Source organism: Herbaspirillum rubrisubalbicans (genome assembly GCF_003719195.1).
In the GTDB taxonomy this organism is placed as follows: Bacteria; Pseudomonadota; Gammaproteobacteria; order Burkholderiales; family Burkholderiaceae_D; genus Herbaspirillum; species Herbaspirillum rubrisubalbicans.
This window is the reverse complement of the sequence record NZ_CP024996.1, coordinates 2,693,540-2,709,160: the sequence shown is the minus strand read 5'-3', so window position 1 is coordinate 2,709,160 and position 15,621 is coordinate 2,693,540. Positions and strand designations below refer to the sequence as shown.

Sequence of the window (15,621 nt, the reverse complement as noted above, 5' to 3'; positions counted from 1 at the left end):
AAATGCATATCCCCACTTCGGACTCCGAATGTAGGTAGGCAGTGTTCCAAGAAGAAAATCAAGGTAGGAAACGGTCAATTTCGGCCCAGACTTCTGCATCGTTATGCCAATACGCACTGTGCGACTCGGGAAATGGCTGTCCGTTATCGACCTTGACGTCATGTGCGAATCCTTTGAAAAGCGTCTGCCCGGCATACGAGAGAAAGTCGCGAGGGTCGTAAAAATTGAGCCAGCGCCGTGGGAAAAAATCAGGCAATCCGGCACCGTAAGGACGGGATGCCAGCGCATCAATTTCATAGAAGAAAGGAGCCTGAGAACCCACCGTTATCAAGGCTGCTAAGTTCCGATTGTCGCTGGCAAGCCAATCCACGGCTGCAACACCTCCTAGGCTGTGCGCAAGAATAACGCTTGCACCAGTGTGCTTGACGCGTTCACCAATGAAGTTTCGCAACGTCTCACCGCGGGCTTGATAACGCAGGATATCTCCGAGCGGTGCGCCACTCGCATCGGACAGTGCGCCACGTCGCGGAACCATGAAGTTGGTGACCTTGCCTAGGAACCAATCTTTCACACCGAGACCGGCCCCACCAAATTGCGACTGCAGGGCCGCCACCAGTTGGTCGCGCTGTTCTCCTGTCATGCCTGGTAGGGCGGACTCGCGCAACCAAGCAGTAAACGCAGCCACTACCGCGCGAGACACTAGAGCCGATAGTTGCCCCTCTGTTCCGCCAAGTGTTTGGAATGTCCCACTCCATGCGACGTCGGCAGCAAGATCAGCAATAAAACCTGGCCACAGGTCGGCTAGCTGCCAATTCTTCAAGATTTTAAGTGGCGTTTCCGCGGCACCTGCTGCTACGAGCATGTCCCACACTGCAGGCCCCCGCGAACCACCGAGTGGCTTTGGCAAGTCAGTGACACGTAATTCGAGCAACGGATCTTCTGCCAATAGCGTCCAGCGGGCCATGGCTGCTGCCTCGATTGCCGCAGGCGCTGCACTTCCGTTAACATAGCCAGGAATTGACAGTCCCTGAGAATTCAAGCGAGCACCGAAGAGATCGCCCCAATTGCAACCCACTATTTCATAGCGAGGAAGATAAGCTTGAACCTTGCTTGCAATTAGCTCCAATGACCGCTCAAAAGCTACAGTTCGAACTCCAGTTCCGTGGATGAAAAGAATTTTTTCGCTCACAAGCTCCCCCTTTATATTCGCCAAGCCAAAGTATCCCCAAAGCCGACAATTTTTCGGTATTTTAACGGTTAACTACGTCGTATATGCATAGAGTTGGGCGCAATGCCAGAAAATATTGCCACTCTAAAACAATCAAACATCGAAAAGGCCTAGTGCCCCTAGATCTTGCAGGAAAAATGGCATGATTTTTCTTTGAGATTCTTTGGATAATCAGGTCCTAAGGTCTTTTCCCGCTACGCTTCCTCTGCAGCAAGCACATATTCTGTTGAATTGCATCGAAAACTGTCCCATTAATGGAGTGAACCCCTCGGGCTGGACCAAGGCCAGGAGATGAAGTGATACGCTTGTCGAGCCTTCTCAGGAGGAGCGACATCATGGCATCACGAGGTCCATATCGGCGGCACAGCCCGCAATTCAAGATACAGATATGCAGCGATATCCGCAGCGGCAAAATTGGTCGACGCGAGGCACTCAAGACTCATAACTTGTCGGCCAATCTCATGCAGATGTGGCTAGGGCAGTTTGATCGCGGTGAGCTGGATGCAGAAGATGCTGCTGCGTCGACGGTTGCAGAGTACGAGGCACATATTGCCGCGTTGGAACGGAAGGTAGGCCAGCTGACGATGGAGTTAGATCTCCTTAAAAAAACGCCACGGTTACGACTCGTCAGCAACAACGAGAACTCATCGATCGTCAGCGGCCCCAAGCCTGCTCCATCCGACGAGGATGCCAAATGATCGATCTGCCGCGTAGCAGCTACTATTATCAGCCCAAGCCGGCTACTGCCGCACTCGGTGATGCTGAGTTGGCCCATCTGATAGAAGACATCCACGATGTATTCCCTGGCTATGGCTATCGTCGAATCACATTGGAATTGAGGGCACGCGGGCATGTGGTCAATCACAAGCGCGTAGCCAGGATCATGCGTGAGCACGAGGTATACGGCCATCATCGGCGCAGGTTCAAGCCAGTGGCCGGCTCTGAAACTGACGTCGCCGTCTTTCCTAATCACTATCAGAACATCATTCCAACGGAGCCAGATCGTGTCTGGGTTGCCGATATCACCTACATCCGAATAGCATCCGGCTTTATCTACCTGGCCGTTGTTTTGGATGCTTGCAGCCGCAAGGTAATCGGCTACGCTTTATCTAAGCGGATCGACACGCCTTTGGCCCTGGCCGCGCTGACGGCCGCCTACAGAATTCGCAAGCCGGCGCCAGGCACCTGCATTCACCATACGGATCGTGGGTGTCAATATGCCAGTGCCTTATACCGGGATTCTTTGGAGGAATTTGGTCTGATAGGATCGATGAGTGCTCCAGCCAATCCATATCACAACGCCCAGGCGGAGAGCTTCATGAAGACGCTTAAGGTCGAAGAGGTTTATCTGGCCGGATATGAGAAATTCGACGACGTGGCAGCGAGACTGCCATACTTCATCGAAGAGATTTACAACGAACGGCGTATGCACTCGGCGCTGGGCTATCAATCACCTAACCAGTTCGAAGCACAACTTGCTCGGCAAGCGGCTTAGTTTCTCGACCAACCTTGGTCCAGCCCGAGGGGTTCACTCCATAACAAGAAATTTGCATCCTAAGTTGACCCATGTTTAGACCACAATCCTGCTCAAGACAGCGAGCGGGAGAACGGAGTGATAAACGTGGCCCTACTTGGAATTATTCGGCGCTGGTACATCAGAGACCGCGTTTCGATCAGGGAAATAGCCCGTAGGCTAGACATTTCCCGAAACACTGTTCGTCGCTATATTCGGTCCGCGGCGATCGAACCGTCCTCTCCCACCAGGCAATCACAGAGCTCGCTCGATGAATTCGCGCCTAGACTTTCCGCCTGGCTGAGCGCTGAGGCAGTCAAATCACGGAAGCAAAGAAGAACCCTGAAACAGATGTTCCTGGGACCTGAAAGAGCTGGGATATGAGGGTCGTATGACCGCGTAGCTGCCTTCGGAAGGCAGTGGAAAGTGGATCAGATGGCGAGGGTCAATTCTGCGAGCAAATCAACAGATTCGGCGCGATATCACAGTGTTCACATAACACAGTAGTAGTTCTAAGCTGCATCGCTCTATCTCGCACCTGCGCACAAGCTTAGAACCTTTTTTTAGCTCAACCTTCCTTACCTTGCGCACCCGTACCCCAATGACAATCAGCGCTCCGCCAGCAAGCCCTTACTAGACTCCCGTCGAGCTAGACTCTGACGCAACACTCGAGCTCGAAACTAAAAATTTACTACCGATAAGTGTTGCATTCGGAACCGCTTCAAACGCAACAAAAGGGAGGCACCAACGACGCAACACTATTAAAGCAATAAATCAGGATTTCTGAGTGAAATTGCTCGCAACACAGCACCTGAAGTACCAAGATTGCGAAGTTTGATAGGCGAGTAAAAGCGAGTGGACAAAGACCCTTTGCAGAACTATCGCATCGAACGAGCCACTCATATTCCCATTTTATGAGAACAGGAGGAAGTATGAGATATCCGAACACACGTTATGGCCACTTAGGCGAATTAGAATTTTGGATGCAAGGCGACTCCATCCAAAGAATAGCAAAACGGCTAAAAAGGTCAGAAAAGACTGTCCAAAATTGGCTAAATGGCCGAACCAAAATACCCTGGTGGGTCCCGGAGATACTTCGACTGCAACATTACGAATATCAAGAACGCCTCCGGCAAATGGGCATTCCTCAGCCTAAGACCAGGCTGGCAGACCTTTAGCACCAGATGTCCGAGCTTCTGACTTCGCATTTGATGCTTACCCAATGGTGGGCTTACGGCAGCACACGGCGCTAGTAAGTTTCGGCAAAGTACCAATCAGACCGCCTCAGATCCGCAACGCACACCTGCCCCACCCTCCCAACATGCTGTCCCACGTCCAACGCCACTGCCAATTCATGGCCTTGTTCGCCATCGCCGCGCAATTGCTGATGATGTAACCACCAGTTCCGTGCGACGAGTTGTGTGAGTTGCTGATGTTCCGGGATGCTGGCGGCGATACCCTTCCCCAACTGCAACGCAGGTTGCTGGTCGACATTAAAGCACAAGGCAATGTGAGCGGGGCTGATAGACAAGCCGGCACCAGTAGCCTTGAGCCAGGCCTCCTTGAGGGCCCAGGTACGCAGAAAGGCGCTGGCCGCTTCCCCGGGAAATTCCCGTTCGTAGTGTTCGACATGACGGCGCTCCTGCGGTGCTAGCACCAGATCGTACAGTTCGCGGCTCTGCTGCGCACTGAGCTTGCCCTGTAACTCGACGTCGACACCGACCGCACAATCTGCGTGGCTGAAGGCCAGCGCAATCATACCTTCCGTGTGGGATACATTGAATTGCAGCAGCGGCACGGTCAGAGCCGGTTTGCCATAGGCATTGTGTGTGAACTGCCAGACACCTGGAGCGATCTGCGGGTGATAGTCACTCAGCACTCTGCGCAGCATGCCACGCGCGGCTAACGTCCGGCATTGGTCGTCGCAACGCTGCAAGGCATGCACGCGGCGGGTTTCCTCGGGAGCAAGAAAGACCGCCAGCGCGGCGGCCAATGGCGGGGCAATAGCCTCGGCCCCGGTAAACAGGAACAGGTCAACAGTGCCCGGCACCGGCATGCTTAGGCACTGGCCACGGTAAAGCGTCTGGCCATTGTCGTTCAACCGCGCTGACCCGGCACCGCCTTGACGGACAGAGGCGGCTGCCCCGGCGGCGCCACGGCCTTACGTCGCAATATCCATAACACCAGGCCACTGACCAGCACAGCGATGGTGACCAGATCCAGCAACGCCCAGATGATCTTCAAGGGAATGCCGCCAAAGTCGCCGAAGTGCAATGGCCGTGAACTCAGCAAGACCGTCAGATACCAAGGCATCGGCAAGGTAGCGCTGAGCTGGCCGCTCTGGGCATCGACCAGAACCGGCGTGGCCAGTCGCGACGTCAGCGCCGTATCGCCCTTGGTCCAGATCAGGTAGTGGTGCGGACTGCCGAACTGGTCATCGGGGAATCGGATGCTTCGCACGCTCTTGCCCGGGGTGGCGCGCAAGGCGGTGTCATAGGCGGCCTGCAGCGAACTGAGCTGGTGCGGCATTGCATGGCCCTGATAAGGCTTCAGCAAGGCCTGCATCGCGGTGGCGCGCCAGATGTCGTAGAGCGGCGTGGACAACTGATTGATGATCCCGGTCACGCCAATCAGCAGCGCCCAGACGAACGTGACGATGCCGAGCAGGTTGTGTAGGTCCAGCCAGTATAGCCGTGCAGCCTTGCTCCTACGCACCGTGCCGAAGGCCTGATTCTTGGTGTAGGGCGCGTACAGCACCACGCCTGACACCGTGGCGATCACGAACAGCAAGCCCATGACCGCCAGAAACATCTCACCGGGCAACCCGGCGAACCAATCCGTATGCAGTTTGAACATCAGCCCCACCCATAAGGGCGAGGTGTGTTCGCCCGACCGGGCCGCATGAATCAGTGTGCCGCTGCGGGCATCGAAGCGCACCACGTGGTCCTGGTTGCGCGGGGCGTCGTAGGAGGGGCCCAGTCCCAGCCAGATTTGGCCGCTGTCTTCTTCAATAGAAAGCCAGCGCACCGTCTCGTTGGGGAACACTCCACCCTGGCCAGTCGCCGCCAGCACCAAACGGTCGAGATTGACCAGCGGCGTGCCGGCCGTAAGCTCCTCGGCCGGCGGGTCACCTCGCCAATGTTCGCTGATCTCGTCAAGGAAAATCAGCGGCAGACCAGTGAGGCACAACACCAGCAAAAACACGGTGCAGATCAGACTGGACCACTTGTGCAGCCAGTACCATTGGCGGATCGTCAAGGCCACGCGAAGCTCCGGTACTGGTTAGAGATCGACGCTGGCCGACAGCGTGAAGGTCCGCGGACGGCTTTGCATCACGAAGCCGTTGCCACCCAGCCAATAGCTCTTGTTGGTCAGGTTCTCGACGTTGAAGCGGAAAGCCGTGGGATGGCCCGCCAGCGTGGTCATGTAGCGCAGACCGGCGTCGTAACGCACCGAACTCGGGATGGATTGCAGATTGGCGGTGTCGATGTATTCACGTCCGGTATAGATGGTGCGCCCGCTAACGGTAAAGCCCGGTGCAAAGTCCCATTCCAGACCAAGGTTGGCCTGTACGTCGGCAGCGGCCTGTACCTTCTTGCCGTTGTTGGTGCCGTTGACGGTGTTGGTCTGGCGCGCATCGGTGAAGGCGACACCACCCAGCAGGCGGACATCGCGCGTCAACGAACCATAGGTATTGAGCTCCACACCCTTGGTACGCTGCTCGCCGTCGACGGTATAGAGCGTGCCGTTGGCTTGCGCATTGGGCGTCGTCAACTGGTAAGCATTGAGCGTGGTGAGGAAGCCGCCGAAGTCGTACTTGGCGCCGATCTCATATTGCTTGGAGACGTACGGAGCGAATACCTGCCCAGCATTGGTATAGCCGGACGGCACTTCCACCCCGGCTTGCAAGCCTTCGATATAGTTGGCATACAGCGAGAGATTGTTGATCGGGCGCACCGTCAGCCCGGTGGCATAGGTCAGCTTGCTCTTGTCGTAGCGCCCGGTCATTGCGCCGGTGGCCTCGGTATAAGTCTTGGTAGCGACGTTCTGTTCGCGCACGCCGATGGTCCATTGCAGCTTGTCGTTCAGGATAGACAGCGTATCCGACAAGGCGATGCCCGACAAATCGGTGGCGCCGGTCTTGTGCACGCTGTTGGAGTCGCGCAGCCCGGCGATGCTGGGCTGGCCGAAATAGACCGGGGTATAAATGTTAGAGGCGGTGATGCCGAGGTCATTGAGCGCGATGCCGTTGGTGACACTCAGGGTGGACGCTGTCAGCGACCACTTGTGTTTGACCGGACCGGTGTTGGTGGTACCGCGCAAGCCGGTTTCTGCGGTCCAGGTGTTGCGGTACAGCGGCCAGTACACCGTGCGGCGCAGCAGTGCTCCGGTAGATGAGGTCAGGAAGGTGTTGGCAAACAACTGCTCTTCCTTGAACTGCGAGCCACCGATGGCGGCATAGGCAGTGACGTCGGGTGTGATGTCGACCTCTGCACGCGCCGTGGCGAACTTGGTCTCGGTATTATCATAAGTCCATGAGTTCTGCCAGTTCTGCTTCGGATCGCTGGGCGGCGACGGAATTTGGAAGGTGCTGGTCAGCATGTAGGTGGTACGCGAAGGTGACTGGTTGTCGTTCTTGCGGTAACCCACATTGGTCGAGACACGCACGCCGCGACCGCGCCAGTCCATGGCGACCGTGGCAGTTCCCACTGTGCGCGACTGGTTGTTGACGGCTGTGTCGCCATCGCGATAGGCGGCGTTGACGCGGATGCCGAACTGGCCGTCTTCGCCCAAACGACGACTGAAGTCGATCGCGCCGCCGAACTGGCTGTCGGAAATCCAGCCAAAGGTCAGGCGCGTCAGTGGTGTTTCCAGCGCTTTCTTGGGCACCTGATTGATCATGGCCCCTACGCCACCACTGGGACCCAGACCGTTGAGTAAGGCATTGGCGCCGATCAGCACATCGATACGCTCCAGCGATTCGATGCCCGGGGTGCCGATACCATAAAGGCCGTCATAAGCGATATCGAGCTGAGAGACTTTGTTGCCACGCACGAAGAAATCGGTCGAACCGTCGTTGTCGGGGTAATAGATGCGCACCGAAGGGTTGTTGGCAAGTACGTCGGAGACCGACTTGGCTTGCTGATCTTCGATCAGTTGTGCGGTGTAGCTTACGGTATTGAAGGGGGCGTCCAGCACGTCGCGATTGCCTAAAAAGCCGAGGCGGCCGCCGGTGGCCACCTGACCGCCGGAGAACGGTGCCGGCAGCGCGTCAGGTGTCGGCACCTTGTCGCCGGTGACCACGACCGACGGCAGATTCCCGCTGGCGGTGGTGTCCTCGCTGTTGTCTGCAGCATAAGCATGTTGAGCGCACAGCACCGCGATAACGCCGGCGCAGGTTTTCATCTTGAACACGAAGTACCTCTTCTCTGTCATTGAACATGGCCAGCCCACGAAAGTGGACAGACGCCTTTATTGTTTGATTGGTATGGCTAAGGCTGGCTGGGGTATCGAGATCCCTCACGTTACCCGTGGCTGGAATACTGGTTGATTGACTTCTGGTTGATTGCAACTTCAGTAATGTGGGGTGGTGCCGTCTTGATAACACGCAAAGTCGCACCTTGTGGGCGGAAAGACGTCGGCCCTAATGATACTTGGCGAGTGAGTTTTTGTTATTTTCAACAAATAATAATAGTAACAATAATCATTATCAAAAGTAAAATCAAATCTGATTGTGGTAATTACGCAGAAAGCCACGTGCGGCGTATCACAACAACCTCCAACAATCCCTGACTCTGACAACCGCCCCCTCAGTCCAGAACGGCTGTGCGGCTCTTTCCTGATGCTTTCTTGCAATCCACTGGATGGCGCGCGCGCCGGCGCCCCGGAATACCGACCTCCCCCGGTGTGCCGACCAGCAGGCAGCCGGCCAGCTGCACCTGTCCGCGAAATCCCAGTCCAGCGCTCACCATATGTTCGCCGTCGGCCGTGCGCGCTGCGCCCACCGCCCAGCGCGCGCCGTAGCCCAACGCATGCACACTGTTAATGAGGTTCAACGCCACCGCCCCCAGCGCCAGCATCTGAGCCTCATCGGAGGCCTCGGGTGCTCCAGATAGCTGCCATTGCTGCCGGGCATCAGTGCCCAGAGCGATCACCAGTGGCACCTGCATCACGTTACTGGAAATAGCTTGCAGGGTACTTTCCGGCGCTGCGGGTGCGCGTTGCCGGGCGGCGTCGACCAATAGCCGTCCCAGCAACTGGCGGGCGCTGCCGCGCACAAACACGAACTCCCAGCGCCGCAGCTCATCTTGTCCGCGCAGCCTCAGTGCGGCATCGAAGATCAGTGCTAGCTGTTCATCCAGCGAGACGCCATGGCGCACCAATGATGCCGCCGATGGAGCATCGGCCGGGGATGATGGATTCATATGCCCTCCCCGGCTGGACTGACCGTCGGTAACAATGCCTGAATGGCATCGACCAACTGCGGCGACTTGACGATCTCCCGGTGCGACACCTGGGCGATGTGGTTCACCGACATCGTGCCGGTGCTGCTGTCTTCCCAGCCCTGACGCTGTTGCGGCGGCGTTTGGGCAGACCACCAGACGTGCAAATCGGCCCTGATGCGGCGCTCCAGTCCGGCGGAAGTTAGTGCCATCACGTAGTTCGGCGCACGTGCCAGATTTTCGGCTAGCCGCTGCTGGTCTTGCGCTGCGCCCCGGCTTTGCGGCTGAACATCGGCCAGGAATTGCGCTGCACCGTCGTCGCGTTCGGCCAGGCTGGTCCAAAACCGCTCCATTTCCTGAGCGCTGGGCTGGGTCCGGCGTACCAGTTCACGATTCTTGCCCAGCCGGTCGAGCGCGCGCTGCTGTGGTGACTTGGCGTCGACGGCACCGACCCACGCCACACTCTGGCCACGGCTTTCCAGTTGACTGGCGATTTCCAGCGCAAGCAGACCGCCCAGGGACCATCCCAGCAAGTGGTACGGCCCCTGCGGCTGCATGCTGCGTAGGCAATCCACGTGCAGTCGTGCCAACGCAGCGAAGTCACCGGGCCAGTCAGCGCCATCGCGCTCCAGCGGCACCTGCAGACCGATTACGTTGCAGCGTCCAGCCAACGCCTGCGCCAGATGGCGATACTCGAACACCACCCCGGACGAGGGCGGCAGCACGAACAGCGTGGGGCGGGAGGCATCGAAGTCGTTGAGCAGCATCATCGCGCCATCGCTGGCGCCGGGGTCGGGCCGGAGGCAATGAAGCGCCAGCGGGGCAATGCTCGGGTAGCGGAACAACAGCGGCATGCTGAAGCCGCCAATCGCACGCTGCCGCGCCAATCCGGCCACGCGCAGCGCCAGTAAGGAGTTGCCACCGATTTCGAAGAAGTTGTCGGTGACACCAAAATCGGCATGCCCCAGTACTTCCTGCCAGATCGCCAGCAGCGCTTCCTCTTGTGGTGTCGAGGGTGCCACCGGTTCGCGCGCGGCGGGGCTGGTGTCATGCGCCAGCAAGGCAGTGCGGTCCAGCTTGCCATTGGGCATCAGCGGCATGGCCGGCAGTACCACCAGCGCTGACGGCACCATGTAATCCGGCAGCCGCCGTTGCAGATAGGCGACCACCTCGGCTTTGTGGAAATGGCCGGTGGCAAACGCCACCAGCCTTGCTTGCGCGCCCTCCCCGACCAGTTCGACAGCGACATCGGCGACCCCGGGGGCACCGCGCAGCAGGTTTTCTATTTCGCCCAGTTCGATGCGCAGGCCGCGCAGTTTGATTTGCTTGTCGCGCCGGCCTATATAGTCGATGGCGCCGTCTGGGCGGGCGCGACAGATATCACCGCTGCGGTACATACGTGCACCAAAGGCACCTGACGGATCCGGAACGAAGCGTTCGGCGGTCAGGTCCGGGCGGCCCAGATAGCCGCGCGCCAGCGTATTGCCGCCGATGCACAGCTCGCCCTCGGCCAACAGCGGCATCACGTTGGCGTCGTCGTCGAATACCGCCACCTGGCGGCTGGGATAGGCCTGGCCGATCGATACGATGGCGTGCGCACCATCATCGGGGCGGGTCTGGCGCAACATGCATGCCACCGTGGTTTCAGTGGGGCCATACAGGTTGGCCACGGCGATATGGCGTAACGGGCCGCGGTGCCAGGCTTGCAGGGCATCGCCGTGCAAGGCCTCGCCACCTACGGTGATCTGGCGCAGGCGTGGCACGGTCTCGGCCGCAGGCAAGGCCTGCAGCCACTGTTGCCAGTAGGCGGTGGGCAGCCGCGCGAAACTGACCTCATGCTCAGCCAGTGCCCGCCCGGTGGTCTCCAGGTCCCAGGCGGAGGGGCCGCGCATGACGATGCTGCCGCCCTGAATAAGGGCCGGGAATATTTCATGCAAGGCAACGTCGAAGTTGATGGTCGACATGTGCAATACCTTGTCCTGCTCGCTGATGTCGTGGGTGGCGATGAAATCGTCCATATGCTGCACCAGTGCGCGGTGGCTGACGGCCACGCCCTTGGGACGACCGGTCGAGCCGGAGGTGTAGATCACATAGGCCAGTTGTTCGGGATGGACTTGCGGCCAGAGTGGCTCATCCGTGCGGCCCAGATCCTGCGCAACAGGGCCATCGTCGACGCCCAGCAGCATGACCTCGAAATCATCGATCAGCTCGGGAAACTTGCGCAGTGAACCCGGATCTGCGAGCACCCGCCGTACGCCTGCGTTGCCTAGCATGAAATTGAGGCGCTCCTGCGGATAGCTGGGGTCCAGCGGTACGAAAGCGCCACCGGCCAGCAACACGCCCAACATCGCCGCCACCATGGCTGCAGAACGTTCCACGCAGATGCCGATGCGCTCATCGGGCTGTACCCCCATCTGCAGCAGACGTGCACCGATCCGGCTGGCATGTTGCGATAATTCGGCGTGGCTGTGTGCCATGCCCTCGCAGTGGATGGCCAGCGCCTGTGGTGTGCGTGTGGCAGTTTGTAGCACGCGCCACGCCAGGCTGGTGAAACGCTCCGAAGACGGCGAGCGCGACACACACAGATGCGGTTCACTGGCGTGGCCCAGACGCAGGTTACCTACCGCCAGTGCCGGATTGGCCACACCCTGCTGCAGCACCAGCAGCATGTCATCAACCAGCGCTTGTGCCACTGCAGGTGCAAAACGGTCCTCCGCGTAGACCAGTGACAGGCGGATGCCGTCGGTGCGCTCATAGGCGTTGAGTGTCAGGTCGAATTTGGCGCTTTCCTGCGCCAGCTCCAGCGCGCTGCTGCGCAACCCCGGAAGCTGGGCGCCGTTGCTGTGTACGACATGGTTGAACATCACCTGAAACAACGGCGTCTGGCCCAGCTTGCGTTGCGGCGCCAGCGCCTCTACCAGACGGGCGAACGGCAGATCCTGATGCGCCTGCGCCTGCAAGACTGCCTGATGCAGGTTTTGCAGCAGATGCTCGAAACGCTGAGCGCCTCGCAATTGCTCGCGCAATACCAGTGTATTGACGAAAAAACCCACCAGCGCCTGGGTCTCGCTGCGCTGTCGTCCGGCCACCGGCACGCCCACACGCAGATCGGTCTGACCGCTGTGGCGGTACAGCACCGCGAACCAGCCTGCCAGCAACAGGACGAACGGCGTGGTCTCGTATTCCCGGGCCATGTGTTTGATGCCTTGTAGCAGTTTGCCGTCGATTTGCCGGCTTACACGTGCGCCAGCCCGTGTCAGTTCCGCGCCTGCCGCTGCCGGACCTGCGCCAGCATCGGCGGCGCCCGGCAGATTCAACACAGGGTGTTCGTGGCCCAGAGTGTTGACCCAGTAGTCAAGTTGGGATTGCATCGCCGGCGCGTCGCGCCATTCGCGCTGCCATGCGGCGACATCGGCAAATTGCAGGGGCAGTGGTGCCAGCGCCTGCGACGGGGGCTGGCCGGCCACCAGCGCACTATAGGCGGCGTGGAATTCGCGCGCCAGTACCGTGTGCGACCAGGCGTCGCCGACGATGTGGTGCAGCACCACTTGCAGCACGTGCTGCTGCGGTCCCAGACGTATCAGCAGCAGTCTTAGCAAGGGACCACGCTCGAGGTCGAAGGCTTGTTGACTGTGCCCACGCAGCCGCGCATGCAGCCGTGCCTGCACATCGGCACTGTCCGCGGCGCCCGGTCGGGTCAGGTCGAGCTCCTCCCAGATCGGCGGCAGATTGGCGTGGATGCACTGCCACGGCGACTCGCCTTCCTGAGTAAAGGTGGTGCGCAGAATCTGATGACGCTGCACGATATGCCCGAAGGCAGCACACACAGCTTGCGCATCCAGTTCGCCATCCAGTTGCACCGTGTTGGCCATGTTGTAAGCCGCGCTGTCGGGCGCCAGCTGCCACAGGAACCACAGTCGCTCCTGTTCGTGCGACAAGGCAATGCGCCCGGTCTCGCGTGCCAGCGCCACCACCGGCAAGAGCGTCGCCGCGATGCCGCGTTGTGCCAGTGCGGCGCGGAAACCTGCCCGCTGCTCCACCGGCAAGGCCGCATAGCGTTGCGACAGATGCTGCATCTGCTGCGCCTGTTCGGTTGCGCCATCGGCGCTGACCGTCACCTCAGCCACGGGCGGTGCCGGCGGCTTGGCCGACATCGCCTGCGAACGGGCCAGAAACGGACAGCGACTGGCCGCCGGGGTGTTGTCATCAGGCAGGAAGTACTGCTTCCATTCGAGGTTGCCGGGGTCGCCATAGAAACCGAGGTCAGGATGGGCCGGTACCGCGTCCCATTTCAGCAGGCGCCGCCGCACTTCCTCGCGCGCCTGCTGGCCGATCACGCGGTTGGTGACCTTGTCGACAAACACACTGCGCGGCTGGAAGAGCAACACCATGCCGGGGCCCAGATTACGGCTGTGACGGGCACCGAACGAGGGGCAGGCGCACACCACGAACATTTCCACGCCGGCGAACGAGAACTCCCACTTAGGGTCGTCCGGCGCCGGCTGGTGGTCGGCATATGGATCGGGGTCATGGTCGTGCAAGGTTTGCAGGATGTGCCAAAAGTGATCGTGATACCGAGTGTGGCTGAGGGCTTCGCTATCGGGTTCGAAAAAAATGGCGATATTGTTTTTCTCGAAGGCCGGCAACTTGGCCAGCTCGCCGAATTTAGCCATGGTGGCCGGCAACTGCGAGATATCCTTGCCCTGTACAAAGGAGTAGAACATCTCGCCGCGTTTTTCGGCCATAGTGCCGAAGAAGCAGGGATACGCCGGATCCATCACATAAGTGCGCAAGGTGGCGTAACTGCTTTCCAGCCACGGTGGCAAGGCAAGATCGCCTACCTGCTCGCCCAGTATCACGCGCTGACGCCAGTCGGAGGCGGGTTCGTCCCGTGCCGTCTTGCCCGGCTGCGGCGCGGATTGCGACTGTTCTTTCAACTCTTCCATGGAATGTCCTCGTTGGATGGCGATGATGACGGTAGCGGCGCTCAGGCCGCCGGCATGACGATGTCGGTGCTCAGTTCGGCAATCCACTCATTGGGAATGATCGGCTGGTGATAAGTGCATTCCTCGGATAGCACAGTGGAGCCGTGCAGACGGCCATCGGGGATCAGCACCATATCGCCCTTGTGCATCTTCAGCTGCATGCCGAGGTTGCCCCAGAACAGCATGTCTCCGGTTTCGATCACCACCAGCCGGTGATCGTTGTGGACGTGCGTGGTGGAGCACATCTCGCGCGGCTCGACGAAGGTTTCGCGGTCGATGCCGGGGCATTCCTGCTGGATGCGAACGTCCACTTCACGCGCGAAACTGCAATATTGCTCGATCGCGGAGAGCCACTTGAGCTGCTCGTGCAGGTCCCAGCGTGCGCGCTCGGACAGCGTCACATGCGCCACGATGCCCTGGCTAATGCGCGCCAGCCCGCTGGTGCCGTAGCGTTCCAGAGTGCACGCCAGGCCGCGTTCGTGACGCCGCGCCACGGCGGCGGGATCGAAGTTTTCATCATGGGCATCTGCCGGTGCACGCAGGTGCGGGCAGGCCAGTTCGATCGCGGCGATGAAACTGAGCCAGTCCAGCTCCAGCGCCATGGTGGCACCATACAGTGCCAGCGCCCGATCGGGACGGGCGGCCAGCGCATGCACCAGGTTGCTGCCAGCCAGACTAGTTGGTAGGTAGAACTGCCAGTAGGAATGGCTGCGACGGGTCACACCGCTCATGGAGGCAATGCGCTCGACCAAGGGGTCGCGACCGGTGGCCAGGTGATAGCGAGGCCGGTCTTCCGGTTGCAGGAAATCGAAGTAACCATTGACCCCGGCGCGTTCGACGGCTAGCCGCATGCCCGCCAGCAGGCACCACTTTTGGATCACGATGAAGCGCAGGCCATCCTGCAGATAGTCCTGCTTGACCAGATGTGCGAACACGCCTTGCCAGAACTGCGCTTGCTGCTGCTGGTGATGACCGAGCAGGGTCTGGGCCTGCACTACCGAGGTGGGGATGTCTCGGTCGCGGCTCAGATAGTCGAAGGCATAGCTCTCCAGAAACGGGCGCAGACGCGTCGCCAGTAACTGGTTTTCCTCGCCGTAGAAGGCCTGAAAGCGTTGCCACTCGGCGATGTCACCGTCGAGCGGCAAGCGCGCGGCGGCGAAATCATTGATGCACAACAACATCCGGTTACTGGCCAGTGACGGCAGCCGGCTGACGGTCTCCGGCCGGATAGCTTTCTTGAAGTAGAGATAATCCAGATCTTCCGGCCGTAGCGGCCGACGATAGAAGTCGTCCTTCAGCTCCAGTTCGTCGACTGTGGCACTACGAAATCCGGGATGCGCAGCGAATTGGCGGATCAATGCACGATATTCTTCATTGCGGTCGGCATATGGGCTGAAATCAAACAATGGGGCGAGCTGCGGGGGCATGAGATGACTCCTTAAGTTGTTATTC

General features: G+C 59.4%; 9 protein-coding genes and 1 pseudogene. 3 read left to right on the top strand and 7 right to left on the bottom strand.

Annotated features, from left to right (window positions below; all coding sequences use genetic code 11):
* Nucleotides 1–58: 58 nt before the first annotated feature.
* On the bottom strand, nucleotides 59–1,189 hold the full coding sequence (locus RC54_RS11985) for an alpha/beta fold hydrolase (RefSeq protein WP_156481360.1): 1,131 nt from the start codon (nucleotides 1,187–1,189) through the stop codon (nucleotides 59–61).
* A 374-nt stretch (nucleotides 1,190–1,563) separates the two neighbouring features.
* Here RC54_RS11985 and RC54_RS11980 point away from each other — a divergent pair, with 374 nt between their 5' ends.
* From RC54_RS11980 to RC54_RS11970, 3 genes and pseudogenes are all read left to right on the top strand, one after another.
* Nucleotides 1,564–1,926 carry a transposase gene (locus tag RC54_RS11980; protein ID WP_061790760.1) on the top strand — a complete coding sequence of 121 codons (363 nt, stop codon included), beginning with the start codon at nucleotides 1,564–1,566 and terminating at the stop codon, nucleotides 1,924–1,926.
* The gene (locus tag RC54_RS11975) at nucleotides 1,875–2,723 is read left to right on the top strand and encodes an IS3 family transposase (RefSeq protein ID WP_123020443.1); all 849 of its coding nucleotides are present in this window, start codon (nucleotides 1,875–1,877) and stop codon (nucleotides 2,721–2,723) included. The genes RC54_RS11980 and RC54_RS11975 overlap by 52 nt, the downstream gene beginning before the upstream one ends.
* 117 nt (nucleotides 2,724–2,840) lie before the next feature.
* A pseudogene (locus RC54_RS11970) lies at nucleotides 2,841–3,164 on the top strand (helix-turn-helix domain-containing protein); the annotation flags it as partial.
* A gap of 826 nt (nucleotides 3,165–3,990) precedes the next feature.
* On the opposite strand, the gene RC54_RS11960 reads toward RC54_RS11970, so the two are convergent.
* The 6 genes from RC54_RS11960 to RC54_RS11935 form a co-directional block, all read right to left on the bottom strand.
* Nucleotides 3,991–4,842 (bottom strand): 4'-phosphopantetheinyl transferase family protein, encoded by an 852-nt coding sequence (locus RC54_RS11960; RefSeq protein WP_061790667.1) that lies wholly within the window; start codon nucleotides 4,840–4,842, stop codon nucleotides 3,991–3,993.
* Nucleotides 4,839–6,005, bottom strand: coding sequence for a PepSY-associated TM helix domain-containing protein (locus RC54_RS11955; protein ID WP_058895452.1), 1,167 nt, complete (start codon nucleotides 6,003–6,005; stop codon nucleotides 4,839–4,841). Before RC54_RS11955 ends, RC54_RS11960 begins: the two co-directional genes overlap by 4 nt.
* An 18-nt stretch (nucleotides 6,006–6,023) precedes the next feature.
* Nucleotides 6,024–8,147: a TonB-dependent receptor gene (locus RC54_RS11950; protein ID WP_244216489.1), complete on the bottom strand. Its 2,124-nt coding sequence runs from the start codon at nucleotides 8,145–8,147 to the stop codon at nucleotides 6,024–6,026.
* A 404-nt stretch (nucleotides 8,148–8,551) separates the two neighbouring features.
* Nucleotides 8,552–9,166, bottom strand: a complete 615-nt coding sequence (locus RC54_RS11945; RefSeq protein WP_082803220.1) for a nitroreductase family protein — start codon at nucleotides 9,164–9,166, stop codon at nucleotides 8,552–8,554.
* Entirely contained in the window at nucleotides 9,163–14,130 is a 4,968-nt protein-coding gene (locus RC54_RS11940; RefSeq protein WP_061790664.1) for a non-ribosomal peptide synthetase, read from the bottom strand. The genes RC54_RS11945 and RC54_RS11940 overlap by 4 nt, the downstream gene beginning before the upstream one ends.
* 41 nt (nucleotides 14,131–14,171) lie before the next feature.
* Entirely contained in the window at nucleotides 14,172–15,596 is a 1,425-nt protein-coding gene (locus RC54_RS11935; RefSeq protein WP_061790663.1) for a cupin domain-containing protein, read from the bottom strand.
* Between the last annotated feature and the right edge of the window lie 25 nt (nucleotides 15,597–15,621).